General features: G+C 67.8%; 12 protein-coding genes and 1 tRNA gene. 7 read left to right on the top strand and 6 right to left on the bottom strand.

The window, feature by feature from the left end; all coding sequences use genetic code 11:
* Positions 1–18 precede the first annotated feature (18 nt).
* Positions 19–1,335 carry a bifunctional folylpolyglutamate synthase/dihydrofolate synthase gene (locus AC2S9W_RS13390; protein ID WP_104959646.1) on the top strand — a complete coding sequence of 439 codons (1,317 nt, stop codon included), beginning with the start codon at positions 19–21 and terminating at the stop codon, positions 1,333–1,335.
* On the opposite strand, the gene AC2S9W_RS13385 is transcribed toward AC2S9W_RS13390, so the two are convergent.
* Both AC2S9W_RS13385 and AC2S9W_RS13380 read right to left on the bottom strand, forming a co-directional pair.
* Positions 1,307–2,728: an AmpG family muropeptide MFS transporter gene (locus tag AC2S9W_RS13385; RefSeq protein ID WP_104959645.1), complete on the bottom strand. Its 1,422-nt coding sequence runs from the start codon at positions 2,726–2,728 to the stop codon at positions 1,307–1,309. The genes AC2S9W_RS13390 and AC2S9W_RS13385 overlap by 29 nt on opposite strands.
* Positions 2,729–2,854: 126 nt before the next feature.
* On the bottom strand, positions 2,855–3,292 hold the full coding sequence (locus AC2S9W_RS13380) for a response regulator (protein ID WP_076075464.1): 438 nt from the start codon (positions 3,290–3,292) through the stop codon (positions 2,855–2,857).
* Between the two features lie 157 nt (positions 3,293–3,449).
* On the opposite strand from AC2S9W_RS13380, the gene AC2S9W_RS13375 reads away from it, so the two are divergent.
* Together AC2S9W_RS13375 and rsmD are read left to right on the top strand one after the other, a co-directional pair.
* Complete coding sequence (locus tag AC2S9W_RS13375; protein ID WP_067109001.1) at positions 3,450–4,280, top strand: pseudouridine synthase; 831 nt, start codon at positions 3,450–3,452, stop codon at positions 4,278–4,280.
* A gap of 2 nt (positions 4,281–4,282) precedes the next feature.
* Positions 4,283–4,825 carry a 16S rRNA (guanine(966)-N(2))-methyltransferase RsmD gene (gene rsmD / locus AC2S9W_RS13370; protein ID WP_067109005.1) on the top strand — a complete coding sequence of 181 codons (543 nt, stop codon included), beginning with the start codon at positions 4,283–4,285 and terminating at the stop codon, positions 4,823–4,825.
* Positions 4,826–4,832: 7 nt separating this feature from the next.
* On the opposite strand, the gene AC2S9W_RS13365 is transcribed toward rsmD, so the two are convergent.
* Positions 4,833–6,101: an MFS transporter gene (locus AC2S9W_RS13365; protein ID WP_486572086.1), complete on the bottom strand. Its 1,269-nt coding sequence runs from the start codon at positions 6,099–6,101 to the stop codon at positions 4,833–4,835.
* Between the two features lie 155 nt (positions 6,102–6,256).
* Between AC2S9W_RS13365 and AC2S9W_RS13360 the strand changes: the two genes are divergently transcribed.
* Positions 6,257–8,569 (top strand): ATP-dependent helicase, encoded by a 2,313-nt coding sequence (locus tag AC2S9W_RS13360; RefSeq protein WP_104959644.1) that lies wholly within the window; start codon positions 6,257–6,259, stop codon positions 8,567–8,569.
* A gap of 357 nt (positions 8,570–8,926) precedes the next feature.
* Positions 8,927–9,985, top strand: coding sequence for an aspartyl/asparaginyl beta-hydroxylase domain-containing protein (locus tag AC2S9W_RS13355; RefSeq protein WP_486571012.1), 1,059 nt, complete (start codon positions 8,927–8,929; stop codon positions 9,983–9,985).
* Between the two features lie 14 nt (positions 9,986–9,999).
* On the opposite strand, the gene AC2S9W_RS13350 is transcribed toward AC2S9W_RS13355, so the two are convergent.
* A tRNA-Ala gene (locus AC2S9W_RS13350) sits at positions 10,000–10,075 on the bottom strand.
* Between the two features lie 91 nt (positions 10,076–10,166).
* Here AC2S9W_RS13350 and AC2S9W_RS13345 point away from each other — a divergent pair.
* Positions 10,167–11,183: an NADP-dependent oxidoreductase gene (locus AC2S9W_RS13345; RefSeq protein WP_104959643.1), complete on the top strand. Its 1,017-nt coding sequence runs from the start codon at positions 10,167–10,169 to the stop codon at positions 11,181–11,183.
* A gap of 3 nt (positions 11,184–11,186) precedes the next feature.
* Here AC2S9W_RS13345 and AC2S9W_RS13340 read toward each other — a convergent pair whose 3' ends face one another.
* Positions 11,187–12,572 carry a DEAD/DEAH box helicase gene (locus AC2S9W_RS13340; RefSeq protein ID WP_104959642.1) on the bottom strand — a complete coding sequence of 462 codons (1,386 nt, stop codon included), beginning with the start codon at positions 12,570–12,572 and terminating at the stop codon, positions 11,187–11,189.
* Between the two features lie 129 nt (positions 12,573–12,701).
* Positions 12,702–13,238: a hypothetical protein gene (locus AC2S9W_RS13335; protein ID WP_104959641.1), complete on the bottom strand. Its 537-nt coding sequence runs from the start codon at positions 13,236–13,238 to the stop codon at positions 12,702–12,704.
* Between the two features lie 198 nt (positions 13,239–13,436).
* Between AC2S9W_RS13335 and AC2S9W_RS13330 the strand changes: the two genes are divergently transcribed.
* Positions 13,437–14,858 carry an FAD-binding oxidoreductase gene (locus tag AC2S9W_RS13330; RefSeq protein ID WP_076077851.1) on the top strand — a complete coding sequence of 474 codons (1,422 nt, stop codon included), beginning with the start codon at positions 13,437–13,439 and terminating at the stop codon, positions 14,856–14,858.
* Positions 14,859–14,922 lie beyond the last annotated feature (64 nt).

Below are 14,922 nucleotides of genomic sequence, written 5' to 3'. Positions count from 1 at the left end.
GAATGACAAAGCCGTATAATGCCCGACCACGCCCATTCCGCCGACCCCGCTGTCCAGACGCAGCTCGACCGCCTCGCCGCGCTGTCGCCGGGACGCGACATCCTCGGGCTGGAGCGCATTACCGAACTGTGTCGCCGTCTCGGCAACCCGCACGAGCACCTGCCGCGCACCTTCCACGTCGCCGGGACCAACGGCAAGGGGTCGACCTGCGCCTATCTGCGCGCGATCCTGGAGGCGAGCGGCCGCCGCGTCCACGCCTACACCAGCCCGCACCTCGTCCGCTTCAACGAGCGGCTCCGCATCGACGGCACACTGATCGACGACAGGCTGCTCGCGATGCTGCTTGAGGAGGTGCTGGACGAAGCCGCCGACCTGGAGGCGAGCTTCTTCGAGGTCACCACCGCGGTCGCCTTCCTCGCCTTTGCGCGCCATCCCGCCGACGATTGCATCCTCGAGGTCGGGCTCGGCGGACGCCTCGACGCGACCAACATCATCCCGCCGCCCGCGGTGTGCGGCATCGCCTCGCTGGGCATCGATCACGAAGCCTTCCTGCTCGCCCCCGAAGCCGGAACGCCGTCCGTCCCCGCCGAGCGGATCGCGTGGGAAAAGGCCGGGATCGTCAAGCCGGGCAGCGCGCTCGCGACGCTCGCCTATCCGCGCGCGGTACAGCGCGTCATCGCGCGCCGCGCCGAGGAGGCCGGTGTCGTTCCCTTCGCGGAGGGCGAATCCTGGTCGGTCGAGCCCGTCGGCGACGCCTTCCGCTGGACGTCGATGGACGGGACATTGGCCGGGGTGCTGCGTCCGGGCATGGCCGGGCTGCATCAGATGCGCAATGCGGGGCTGGCGATCGCGATGCTCCATATCGCGCCGGGGCCGAAGCCCGACGCGGGCACCATCGCGCGCGGCGTCGCCGGCGCCTTCTGGCCCGCGCGCCTGCAACGACTGGGGACGGGGCCGCTGACCGGGCTGCTGCCGCCGGCGACCGAGGTCTGGCTCGACGGTGCGCACAATGGCGATGCCGGCCTCCAGCTTGCGCGGCATTTCGCCAGCGAACCGCGCCGCATCCATCTGATCGCCGGCATGCTCGCCAACAAGCATCCCGAGGCGATCCTCGACCCGCTGCGCGACCGCCTCGCCTCGCTGACCGTCGTGCCGGTGCCGGGGCACGAGCATCATGATGCGGCGGCTTTCGGATCCGAAGCGCGATACGCCACGGACGTCGAAGCCGCCTTGCGCGCGCTGACGGTCGATCCGGCGCGCGATATCGTGCTGATCGCCGGCTCGCTCTATCTCGCGGGCGAAGTGCTCAGGGCGAACGGGGAACTGCCGGAATAGCTTCGGCGGAAGCGATTTCGGGGCCGTCATCCTCGGTGCTCGGCTGGCGGACCGTCTGGACGACGAAGCCACGCTTCCACAGCAACCACAGCAGGAGCATTCCGGGCGCGGCGATGACGACGGTGAACAGCCAGAAGCCAACCCAGCCCAGCGTCTCGGCCACATAGCCGCCAGGCGCAGCGAGCCACGTCCGCCCGACGGCTGCGAACGACGACAGCAGAGCGAATTGCGTCGCAGTATAGGCCAGGCTCGACAGACCGGAGAGATAAGTCACGAACACCGTGAGCCCGATCCCGCTCGTAAAATTCTCGGTCCCCACCGCTATAGCCAGCATCAGTGGCGAATGACCGACGGAGGCCAGCAGGGCGAACAACAGATTGCTGAACATCATCATCAGGCCCGAGATCAGGAGTGCCCGCCCCATGCCCAGCCACGCGATGAAGGGAGCACCGCAAGCCGACCCGATGATCAGCGCCACAAAGCCGACGCCCTTGTTGATCGCAACGAACTCGGTGTCGGTGAACCCCAGTTCGACGATCATCGGATTGAGCATCCCCTGCCCCATCGCATCGCCGACCTTGTAGATGAGCACGAAAAGCAGGATCAGGACCGCGCCATGACGCCCCAGAAATTCGCGAAAGGGGCTGATGACCGTTTCGTTGAGCCATGCACCAAAACCTTGCTCGCCCCCGCGCGCCTGTGATGGATGGAACCTCCCGGGGCCAGCCAGGAGAGCGCCGACCACGGCAGGCAGCACCGCAAGCCCGGTAAAGGCGTAAGCCGCTGCCCAACCCAGCCCAAATCCTTCGGGAGAAGCCAGCGCGATCGTGCCGACCCCGGCGATCAGATTGCCGGTGCGATAGCCGAACTGGTTCATTGCCGTGCCGTGGGGCAACTCGGCATCGCTCAAAATCTCGATACGATAGGCGTCGATGACAATGTCCTGTGTGGCCGACAGAAAAGCGACGATGATCGCCCAGATCGCGAACGGCGCCAGATTGTCGTTGGTCGGATTACTCGCCCCCAATTGCCAGATCGCGACGACCAACAGCATCTGAATCAGGAACAGCCAGCTTCGCCGCTGTCCAAAAAGGCGGGTCAGGACCGGGATGGGCAATTTATCGACCAAAGGGGCCCAAAGGAATTTCAACGTGTAGGGCGTGGTCAGGCCGATTGCGAAGCCGATCGTCGATTTTTCGATTCCGACCTTCGACAACCAGAATGCCATTGTACCCAACAGCAGTGTCAAAGGAAAACCGCTCGAAATACCCAGCAAAAAGGCGACGATCGGCATCGGCTTGCGGTAAGGCGCAAAACTCGGAACGAGATAAGCGAGGCCGACAACGGCCAACAGCACTGCGACCAATACCAGGCTATCCAGACCGAGTTGCATCGCGCGCCCTCCCTCACATGCCGACGCGGCGGCATCTCTCGCTTCAAGCCAGAGGCCTAAAGCCTTGGCGCCAAATTGGAAGCGGTGATTTGGCGGTCCGACGGATCGTGGCGGCGGCCGGTCGCCTCAGGCTGCCTCGGGCCGCCAATAGGTCTGAAGCCCGCTGATCTTGCGCGGCTTCTTCTTCTGGCAGATCATCGTCTCGATCGCGCGCAGCGCGCCGATCAGCGCGGCGGCGGCGTGCGGCTTGGCGAGGCAGGCGAGCGCGATCTCGGCGGCATCCTCGGGCGGCAGGCCGGTGACGAGCAGCACCGCAATGCCGCGATCGCGCGCAATCCGGGCGACCTCGCGCCCCGTCATGTGGCCCGCGAGATTCAGATCGAGGACGAGCGCGTCGACCCGGTCGATCGCCAGCACCTGCACCGCAGCCTCGCCCGAATCGACCGTCGCGACGACGTCGTAGCCCGCGTGTTTCAGCGTCCGTTCGTTGTCGAACGCGATCAGCGGATCGTCTTCGACGATCAGCAGGCGCTTGATGCACGACGGGCGGGACGCAAAGAGCATGAAAACTCCCTTCGATGGCGCCATGGCGCGCTCTCGCCCGTCCTGCAATATCGCTTCGGCATGCCATCGACGAAGCGATGCGTTTCCGGCTATGAGCGTGACCACAAGGCCACAGTTTCCTTCCCCCCTCAACGCCATGAAAGCCGCTTGCGTTCCGATGACGACACGCCGACCGCCCCGCTCCGCCCCTCAGCCCGCCGCACCGCGCGGCCGCCGCGCCGCGCGTTCCGCGCAACCCCGCCCCCCTGCCACCGCCGAACGCGAGGAAGAGGGGCCGCAACGGATCGCCAAGCTGCTCGCCCGCGCCGGAGTCGGCTCGCGCCGCGACGTCGAGCGGATGATCGAGGAAGGCCGCATCGCGCTGAACGGCCAGGCGATCGCGCAGCCCGCGCCGCTGCTCTCCTCGCTCGAAGGCCTGACGGTCGACGGCAATCCGGTCGCGAAGCCGGTCTCGACACGCCTCTATCGCTTCCACAAGCCGGCGGGCTGCCTCACCGCCGCGCGCGACCCCAAGGGCCGCAAGACGATCTACGACATCCTGCCCAAAGGCCTGCCGCGGCTGATGCCGGTGGGGCGGCTCGACTATAACACCGAGGGGCTGCTGCTGCTGACCAACGACGGCGAATTCAAGCGCCAGCTCGAACTGCCCTCGAGCGGGGTCGAACGCAGCTATCGCGCGCGCGCCTTTGGCGAGATCAGCCAGGCGCAGCTCGAGGAACTGGCGCTCGGCATCACCATCGACGGCATCCGCTATGGAAAGATCGACGCCAACCTCGAACGCCGCACCGGGCGCAACCAGTGGATCGAACTGACGCTGACCGAGGGCAAGAACCGCGAGGTGCGCCGCGTGCTCGAACATCTGAGCTTGCAGGTCAGCCGGCTGATCCGGACGCGCTACGGCGCCTTCTCCCTCGACGGGCTCGACAGCGGGGCGGTCGAGATCGTGCCGCGCGACGCGCTGTTCCAGTTTCGCCGGCGGATGGGCTGAGGATGCGGGTGATCGCCGGCGAGTGGCGCGGCCGCAAGCTGCTCGCGCCCCGGAACGACGCGACGCGGCCGACTGCGGACCGCACGCGCGAGACGCTGTTCTCGATGCTCGCGAGCCGCCTCGGCAGTTTCGAGGGGCTGCACGTCGCCGACCTGTTCGCGGGTTCGGGCGCGCTCGGCATCGAGGCGCTGTCGCGCGGCGCCGCGCACTGCCTGTTCGGCGAGCAGGACAGGGACGCGCTCGACGCGCTGCGGAAAAACCTCGCGACACTGGGTGCGGGGCAGCGCGCCGAGATTCGCGCCGGATCGGTCCTTTCCCTCGGTCCCGCGCCGCGCGCCTGCGACCTGCTGCTGTTCGACGCGCCCTATGGCACCGGCGCCGGCAGCGTCGCGCTCGACAAGCTGGCCCGCCTCGGCTGGGCCGGCCCCGACAGCTGGGTTTCGATCGAGACCGCCGACCGGGAAGCGGTCGATGTCCCCGGCTTCGGAATCGAGGCGGAGCGCCGCGTCGGCAAGGCGAAGCTGACCCTGCTGCGCCGCGCCTGACCATCGTTCAGCCGGCGGCGGCGCCCTGCCGGCGCACCATCAGCAGCCCGATCCAGCTGACGACCCCGGCCAGCGCCAGATAGAGGCCGACGACCTGCGTCCCGCCCCAGTCGCCGAGCGCCTGCGCGATGATCGGCGCCAGCGCGCCGCCCAATATGCCGCCGACGTTGAAGGCGACGGACGCGCCGGTGTAGCGCACCTCGACGGGGAACAGCGCGGTCAGCCAGCTGCCGAGCGGGCCATAGACCAGCCCCATGACGAACAGCGATGCCGCGAGCCCGAGGAAGATGAGCGGCCACGATTGCGACGCCAGCGACGGCCCGAACAGCAGCCCGATCAGGATCGTCGCGCCGCACCCCCAGGTCAGCACCCGCTGCGCGCTGACCGCGTCGCTCGGGTAGCCGGCATAGACGATCCCCACCGCCATGAAGAGGATCGCGCCGAGCTGGATCAGCAGGAACTGCTCCTTCGGATAGCCGAGCGCCGTCGTCCCGTGGGCCAGCGCGAAGCTGGTCGCGAGATAGAAGATCGCGAAGCAGGCGACGACCGCGAAAGTGCCCGCGAGCGTCGGGACGAGGTGGCGGCGGAACAGCTCGCCCAGCGGCACCGCGACGGGCGCCTGCCTTTCCAGTGCGTCGGCGAAGGCCGGCGTCTCACCGATCTTGAGCCGCACCCAGAGCCCGAGCCCGACGAGCACCGCCGAGACGAGAAAGGGGATGCGCCAGCCCCACGCCGCGAACTCCGCATCGCTGAGCCACAGGCCGAGCAGCAGGAACAGGCCGTTGGCGGCGATGAAGCCGACCGGCGCGCCGAGCTGCGGAAACATGCCGAAGCGCGCACGCCAGCCCGGCGGCGCATTCTCGACCGCCAGCAGCGCCGCCCCGCCCCACTCGCCGCCGAGCCCGAACCCCTGCCCGAAACGCAGGATGCACAGCAGCAGCGGCGCGACCCAGCCGACCATCGCATAGGTCGGCAGGAACGCGATCAGCAGCGTCGAGGCGCCCATCAGCATCAGCGAGGCGACGAGCGTCGACTTGCGGCCGATGCGGTCGCCGTAATGGCCGAAGACGATCGCCCCGACGGGCCGCGCCAGGAAAGCGAGCCCGAAGCTCATGAAGCTCAGCATCAACTGCGCCGAGGGTGATTCGGATGGAAAGAACAGCGGCCCGAACACCAGCGCCGCGGCGGTGCCGTAGATGTAGAAATCGTAGAATTCGACCGCGGTCCCGACGAGGCTCGCGGTCAGGATGCGCGCCTGCGCGCGATAGGGTGTCAGATCCACGGGCGGCGCCCCTTCCCTTCGTGATGGCGGGTCGCTTTGAACGGATCATGCGCTCCGGCGCAAGACCAAAGACCGTCCGCCGCGCAGCGCCGCCGCGTCCCGCCGCCTTGCACTGGACAGCATCGGCGCCGTTCCCTAATCGTTCGCGCGTGAACAGCCGCCCAGCCTCCCCGCCCGATCTTCCCCCGCCGCACCCATCGGACCCGCCCTATCTGCAGGGGCTGAACGGCCCGCAGCGGCAGGCGGTGCTGACCACCGAAGGCCCGGTGCTGATGCTCGCAGGGGCAGGCACCGGCAAGACGGCGGCGCTGACGGCGCGGCTGGCGCACATCATCGCGACGCGGCGCGCGTGGCCGTCCGAAATCCTGGCCGTCACCTTCACCAACAAGGCGGCGCGCGAGATGCGCGAGCGCATCGGCCGGATGATCGGCGACGCGGTCGAGGGGATGCCGTGGCTCGGCACCTTTCACAGCATCGCGGCGAAGATGCTGCGCCGTCACGCCGAACTGGTGGGACTGCAGAGCAATTTCACCATCCTCGACACCGACGACCAGCTTCGCGTTCTCAAGCAGCTCATCCAGACCGAAGGGCTCGACGAGAAGCGCTGGCCGGCGCGCCAGCTCGCGGGGCTGATCGACAAGTGGAAGAACCGCGGCCTGACCCCGCCCGACCTCGACGCCGCGGACCGCGAAGCCTATGCCGATGGCAAGGGGCAGCATTTCTATGCCCTTTATCAGGCGCGGCTCAAGACGCTGAACGCCTGCGATTTCGGCGACCTGCTGCTCCACATGCTGGTGATATTGAAGACGCACCGCGACGTGCTCGAACAGTATCAGCAGCGCTTCAAATATATCCTCGTCGACGAATATCAGGACACCAACGCCAGCCAGTATCTCTGGCTCCGCCTTCTCGCGCAGGCGCGCAAGAACATCTGCTGCGTCGGCGACGACGACCAGTCGATCTATTCGTGGCGCGGCGCCGAGGTGGCGAACATCCTGCGTTTCGAAAAGGATTTCCCCGGCGCGACCGTGATCCGCCTCGAACAGAATTACCGCTCGACCCCGCAGATCCTTGCCGCCGCCTCGGCGCTGATCGCCCAGAATTCGGGGCGGCTCGGCAAGACGCTGTGGACCGATCTCGACGCGGGCGACAAGGTCCGGGTGGTCGGCGTCTGGGACGGCCCCGAGGAAGCGCGGCGGATCGGCGAGGAGCTCGAAGACCTCCAGCGCCGCGGCACCAGCCTCGACCGCGCCGCCATCCTCGTCCGCGCGCAGTTCCAGACCCGCGAGTTCGAGGATCGCTTCATCGCCATCGGCCTCCCCTACCGCATCGTCGGCGGCTACCGCTTCTACGAACGCGCGGAGATTCGCGACGCGCTCGCCTATCTGCGCCTCGTCCAGTCGAGCGCCGACGACCTGGCCTTCGAACGGATCGTCAACGTGCCGAAGCGCGGGCTCGGCGACAAGGCGGTGTCGCGCATCCACCAGTTCGCCCGGATCGAGCGCACGCCGCTGTTCCATGCCGCGGCGCGGATCACCGAGACCGACGAGCTGACCCCGCAGGCGCGCCGCCAGCTCGCGAACTTCGTCGCGATGATGCGCAGCTGGCAGGCGAAGGCGAACGACCTGCCGCACCCCGAGCTGACCCAGCTGATCCTCGACGAATCGGGCTACACCGCGATGCTTCAGGCCGACCGCAGCGCCGAAGCGGCGGGGCGCCTCGAGAACCTCTCCGAACTCGTCCGCGCGATGGAGGAATATGATTCGCTTGAAGCCTTCCTCGAGCATGTCAGCCTCGTCATGGACCGCGACAACGACGACCAGACGGAGACCGTCACCATCATGACGATCCACGCCGCGAAAGGCCTCGAATTCGATCATGTCTTCCTCGCCGGATGGGAAGACGGCGTCTTTCCGTCGCAGCGCGCGATGGACGAGGGCGGCACCGCGAGCCTGGAGGAGGAGCGCCGCCTCGCCTATGTCGCGATCACCCGCGCCCGGCAGCGCGCGAGCATCTATCACGCCGCCAACCGCCGCATCTACGGCCAGTGGATGAGCAGCATTCCGAGCCGCTTCATCGCGGAGATTCCGCCCGAGTTCGTCGACAGCAAGAACAGCTTCGGCGGCGGCGCGTCGCTTTGGCGCGCCAACTGGTCGGCGCAAGGCGACCCGTTCGCGCATGTCGCGACGCAGAGCCCGGCACGCACGGCGACCCGCGGCCCGGCATGGCAGCGCGCGCTGGCCGCGTCCTCGACCATCACCCGGGCCCCTGCGCCGAGCGAAGGCGCCCCCGCCGCCTCGGTCGGCGCGAAGCCGCGCGCCGACCTGGCGATCGGCATGCGCGTGTTTCACGAGAAATTCGGTTACGGTCGGATCATCGACGTTGACGGCAACAAGCTGGAGGTCGAATTCGAGCAGGCGGGCACCAAGCGGGTCCTCGACGGCTTCGTCCGCGCCGCCTGAGGGCGTGGGCGGGACGATGGGGGACGTTCCGTCCTTCATGTATTGGATCGACACTTCGTCATTGCGAGCGAAGCGAAGCAATCCAGGGCCGTTACCGCCACTCTGGATTGCCGCGCGGCTTCGCCGCTCGCAATGACGGTTCCAGTCGATGTCATCCCGCTCTGAGGAGAGCGCCGGCAGCCGAACACATGCGGGCGAACGGGCAAAAGAGCCGGAGAATCGGGCTGGCACGGCCGGATAATGCAGGAAAGCCCCGATACCGATCGAACGACCGGCATTCTCCGACGCGACGCGCGGCGCCCGCGATCGCTCCACCAGCCTTGTTGCAAACACGCCGCGCCGCGCTATGCCGGGGTCATGACGCAGGGTGGGGACTGGATGGGACAGGCGCGCGCGGCGTTTCAGCGCGGCGACGATGCCGGCGAGATGGCGGTGCTCGAAGGCGCGATCCGCGCCGACCGGGGCAATATCCTGGCGCTGCTCGCCATGGCGGAGGCCAAGCGGCGGCGCGACGACTCGCGTGCCGCATGCAGTTTCTACCGGCTGGCGCTGAGCACGGCGGCGATCATGCCCAACGTGCCGTCCTCGCTGCACGCCGGCCTGATCCGCGGCCAGGAATTCATCGCCGAAAGCGAGAAGATGCTTGCGGCACATCTGGCGACCGAGTTGCGCGATGCAGGAATTTCGGCCGCCAGCGCGCCGCCGCGGGTCGCCGAAGCGCTGCGCCTGCTGACGGGCGAGCATGCGCTCTACCTCCAGCAACCAGCGATGTTCTATTTTCCCGGCCTGGCGCAGCGGGCCTTCTTCGATCGCGAGGAATTCGACTGGGTGCCTGCGATCGAGGCCGAAACGGCGGCGATTCGCGGCGAGCTGGAAGCGCTCATCGCCGATGCCGGCGACCGCTTCGCGCCCTATGTGACCGCGCATCCCGACCGACCGCCGCCGAACAATCCGCTGCTCGACAAACCCGACTGGGGCGCGGCCTGGCTGTGGCAGAGCGGCCGGATCGTCGACGGCATGGACCTGCTGTGCCCGCGGACGCTGGCGGCGCTCGAAGCGGCGCCGCAACCGGTCATTCCGGAACGCGCGCCGATCGCCCTCTTCTCCCGCCTCACCCCCGGCACGCATATCCAGCCGCATCACGGGCTGCTCAACACACGGCTGATCTGCCACCTGCCGCTGATCGTGCCGGAAGATTGCGCGATTCGGGTCGGCGCCGAAACGCGCGCATGGCGCGAAGGCGAACTGCTGATCTTCGACGACAGTTTCGAGCATGAGGCGTGGAATCGCGGCACGAGCGACCGCACGGTGCTGCTGTTCGAGGTCTGGCGGCCCGATATCGATGCCGACGAGCGCGAACAGCTCGCGCGAATCTTCACGGCGATCGCCGCCTATGACGAATCCGACCACGGATAAGGGAAAAGGGTCGCTGGTGGAGCCGAGGGGAATCGAACCCCTGACCTCTGCAGTGCGATTGCAGCGCTCTCCCATCTGAGCTACGGCCCCGCGACCGGGCGGCTCTTAACGAGCCTGCTTGACACTGGCAACGGCTTTTCTGACGATCTTTCGCGAAACGCGAAAATTGGGGAGATATCGAATGGCCAAGGCATGGCATCTGACCCGCCGCCCCTCCGCTTTGCCGACGATGGAACATTTCGCATTGCGCGACCTGCCCGACGATCCCTTGCAGGAGAATCAGCTGCGCGTCCGCAACCTGTGGCTGTCGGTCGACCCCTATATGCGTGGGCGGATGAACGACGCGAAAAGCTATACCGCGAGCTTCCAGATCGACCAGCCGATGACCGGCGGCGCGATCGGCGAGGTCGTCGAAAGCCGGATGGAGGGCTTCGCGCCCGGCGACCTGATCCTGCACATGGGCGGCTGGCGCGACGGCGGCGTCATCGGCCTCGACATGGCGCCGTTCAAGCTGCCTGCCGAGGCGCTGGCGGCGGGGATGGCGCCGCAGACCTTCCTGCACAACATGGGCCTGACCGGCGGCACCGCGTGGATCGGCCTGCTGCGCGTCGCGGCGGCGAAGGCCGGCGATACCGTTTTCGTGTCCGCAGCGGCGGGCGCGGTGGGATCGGCGGTGGTGCAGATCGCCAAGGCGCGCGAAATGACGGTGATCGGCGCCGCGGGCGGCGCGGAGAAATGCGCCTGGGTCCGCGAACTCGGCGCCGATGCCGCCGTCGATTACAAGGCGGGGCAGGTGCTGGACGGGCTGGCGGGGGCGCTCGAATCGCTCGGCAAGCCGGGGATCGACGTCTATTTCGACAATGTCGGCGGCGACCATCTCGACGCCGCTTTCGCGACCGCGAACGATTTCGCCCGCTTCGCCATCTGCGGGATGATCGACGTCTATAACGACGGGCATCCGCAGGAGATGAAATATCTGATCCGCGCCATCCCCGCGCGCATCCGCATGGAAGGCTTCATCTATACCGACCAGTTCTTCGATTGCATGGAGGAATTCTATGCCGACATGGGCAACCTGATCGCGAGCGGCGCGGTGACGATGCGCGAGACCGTGCGCGACGGCATCGAGTCGGCACCCGAAGCCTTCCTCGGCCTCTTCGCCGGCGCCAATATCGGAAAGATGCTCGTCCGCCTCTGACCGTCAGGTGCCGAAGCCGACCGAGAGAAAGTCCGGCATCGGGCCGTTCCAGCCATCGTCGGGACCATCGTCGTCGCGGCGAGTCGCCGCGGGAGCGGGCTTGCGGCCTGCGTCCTTCTTCGCGGCATGGCCGTCGCCGCTCCTAGGTTTCGCTTCGCTGCGCTTCGCCCGGGGTTTGCGCTCCTCTTCGCGGCGCCCTTCTTCACGGCGCCCCTCTTCACGTCTTTTGCCGTCGCGCGCGGGTCGCGCCTCTTCCTTGGGCTCGCCTGCGCTCTCGGTGCGTCCGAGGATCGCGATCTTCGAGCCGGTCAGCTTCTGGATATTGTCGATCGCCTCGTCGTCCGACGGCGTCACCAGCGTGAAGGCGCGGCCTTTCGCCCCGGCGCGGCCGGTGCGGCCGATGCGGTGGACATAATCGTCGGGATGCCAGGGCGCATCGAAGTTGAAGACGTGGCTGACGCCCTTGACGTCGAGCCCGCGCGCCGCGACGTCCGACGCGACGAGGATGTTGATGTCGCCGTTCTTGAAGCGGTCGAGTTCGGCGATGCGGCTCGACTGATCCATGTCGCCGTGAATCTCGCCCGCGCGATAGCGGTGCCGCTTCAGCGACTTGGCGAGTTCGCGCACCGTCGTCTTGCGGTTGCAGAAGATGATCGCGGTGGCGACGCCCTCTTCCTCGATCAGGTCGCGCAGCGTCTCGCGCTTGGCGCGCTCGCTGGTCTTGACGAGGAACTGGGCGATGTTCACGTTGGTGCTCGCGGGCCGCGCCACCTCGATCGTCTTGGGATTCGACAGGAATTTGTCGGCAAGCTTCTTGATCGGCGGCGGCATCGTCGCGGAGAAGAGCAGGGTCTGGCGATTCGTCGGCAGCTTGGTGCAGATATTCTCGATGTCGGGGATGAAGCCCATGTCGAGCATCCGGTCCGCCTCGTCGATAACGAGCATGTTGCAGCCGGTGAGCAGGATCTTGCCGCGCTCGAACAGGTCCATCAGGCGGCCCGGCGTCGCGATCAGCACGTCGACGCCCTTTTCGAGCGCCTTGATCTGATCGCCCATCTGCACGCCGCCGATCAGCAGCGCCATCGAAAGCTTGTGATACCGGCCGTAATTCTCGAAATTCTCGGCCACCTGCGCGGCAAGCTCGCGCGTCGGTTCGAGGATCAGCGAGCGCGGCATCAGCGCGCGGGCACGGCCCTGCGCGAGGATGTCGATCATCGGCAGCACGAAAGAGGCGGTCTTGCCGGTCCCCGTCTGGGCGATGCCGATCATGTCGCGCATCATCAGGACCGACGGGATCGCTCCCGCCTGAATCGGTGTCGGTTCGTCATAGCCCGCTTCGGTGACAGCGCGCAAAAGTTCATCGGAGAGGCCGAGGTCGGCAAATTTCATAAAGGTCAACTGTCCGGATAGGTTCGAGCGCGGCGTCCCACGCCAGCCGTCGCTGCCGCGGCCATTGGGCAAAAGGCCGGTAAAAGTCAAGGAATGCCGTTAAAAAGCCATGCGGCGGGACGGGCGCGATCAATCCTCCTCGCGCGGGACGGGCACGAGCAGCCGGAATTTGTCGATCTCGCACTTGGCGCCGGTCCGGGCGTGGATCTGGTCGCGATCCTCGCAGAGCTTTCCGTCCTTGTTCCCCTGCATGTAGAAGCCGGCATAGAAATCGAGCGCCCGGCAGCCGCGGTTGAGCTGGGCGCGCAAGAGCTGGTTCTGGCGCGTAATCAGGTCGATGCTGTCACGCTGGACCGCCTGCATTCCCATGATATTCCGCATCGGAATGCATTTCGGCGCCTTCTTTTCTTTCCACACGATCGTCGTCGGGCGGGGCGATCGCTGCGGCATCGGGCCTGCGGCGAAATTGTTGATCGGGCTGCGGCGCGCGGGCACGCGGATGATCAGTTCCTGCTCGATCACCACCTGCCAATAGGGCGCGGCGGGCGGTTCGGCGGGCGGCGGCACCAGCGACACCAGCGGCTCGGGCGGCGCGGCCGTGGGGGCGTTGGCGGCATTGGCCACCGGCGCCGCGGCGGCCATCAGCAGGGCAGCGGACGTCAGCACGGCCTTGCGACCGCTCCTGCCCCGTGCTGACCCATAATGCTTTTCACCAGTGCCTCCCGCACCCCCAAGCTGGACGGCGCCCCGCCGATCGTTCATTGCACCTTTAACCGCCATGATTGAACATCAAATGAATTGCTGTCGAGCCCCGAGGCGGAATCGTGCGCGGGCAGGCGCGGCAGCAAGCCGGACCGGGACCCGATGACACGCCCACCCTCTCCCTCGCTTCTTGCCGATCTTGCCGCGCTGCTGGGCCCCAAGGGCTTCATGACCGATCCCGAGGTTCTCGCGCCGTGGCTGACCGACTGGCGCGGCAAATATCACGGCGCCGCGGCGGCGATGCTGTCGCCCGCCACGACCGAAGAGGTGGCGGCGGCGGTGCGGCTGTGCGGCGAGGCCGGTGCCGCGATCGTGCCGCAAGGCGGCAACAGCGGCATGGTCGGCGGCGCAACTCCCGACGCGACCGGCACGCAGCTGCTGCTCAGCACCCGGCGGCTCGACCGCATCCGCGCCATCGACGCGGCGGCACGGCTGGCGGTCGTCGAGGCCGGCGTGGTGCTCGAGAATTTCCACAATGCCGTGCTCGCCCACGGGCTGCGCTTTCCGCTGACCCTCGGCGGCAAGGGGTCGGCGACGATCGGAGGGCTCGTCTCGACCAACGCCGGCGGCACGCAGGTGCTGCGCCACGGCACGATGCGCGCGCTGGTCGCGGGAATCGAGGCGGTGCTGCCCGACGGTAGCATCCTCGACGGTCTGGCGCCGCTGAAGAAGGACAACCGCGGTTACGACCTGCGCCACCTGCTGTGCGGCGCCGAGGGCACGCTGGGAATCGTGACGGCGGCCTGCCTGCGCCTCGTTCCCGTCGCGGCCGCGCGCGCCACCGCGTGGATCGGGCTCGAATCGCCCGACCAGGCACTCGTCCTGCTGCGGCGGCTCGACGCGGCGCTGGGCGACGCCCTCGAAGGGTTCGAGATCGTCCCGCACACGTGCCTCGACGCGGTGCTGCGCCATATTCCGCAGACGCGCGCGCCACTCGCCGCGCCCTGCCCCTGGTATGCGCTGATCGAACTCGCGGGCGACGATGCCGAAGCGCTCGACGCGGCGCTGCTCGCCGAACTGGCGCCGGCATTGGACGAAGGGCTCGTCCGCGATGTCGCGATCGCCAAGAACGAGCGCGAGAGCGAGGATTTCTGGCGCCTGCGCGATTCGATCTCGGAGGCGGAGCGCGCCGAGGGGCCCGCGCTCCAGCACGACATCAGCGTGCCGGTCGACCTGATGCCGACCTTCATCGCCGACAATCCGGCGCGCCTGTCCACCGCCTTTCCCGGCGCGCGCGCGCTGTCGTTCGGCCACCTCGGCGACGGCAATGTCCATCACCATGTCCAGCCGCCGGCTGGCTGCGACGGCAAGGCATGGATCGCCGAACATGGCGAGGCGGCCAGCCGGCTCGTCTATCGCCACGTCGTCGAACTGGGCGGCTCGATCTCCGCCGAACACGGCATCGGGCAGGCGAAGCGCGCCATGCTGGCGGAAATCGACAGTCCGGCGCGGCTCGCGGCGCTGCGCGGGGTCAAGGCGGGACTCGACCCGCTCGGCATCCTCAACCCGGGCAAGCTCGTCTGACGCATAAACCGCGCGTCGGCGGCAATCGGCCTCTTGCGCGGCGCGGCGCGGCCCAATAAGGCGC

This window comes from Sphingopyxis sp. 550B (genome assembly GCF_057401805.1).
Note: the sequence above shows the minus strand (reverse complement) of the source record. Positions and strands in the feature narration are given on the sequence as shown.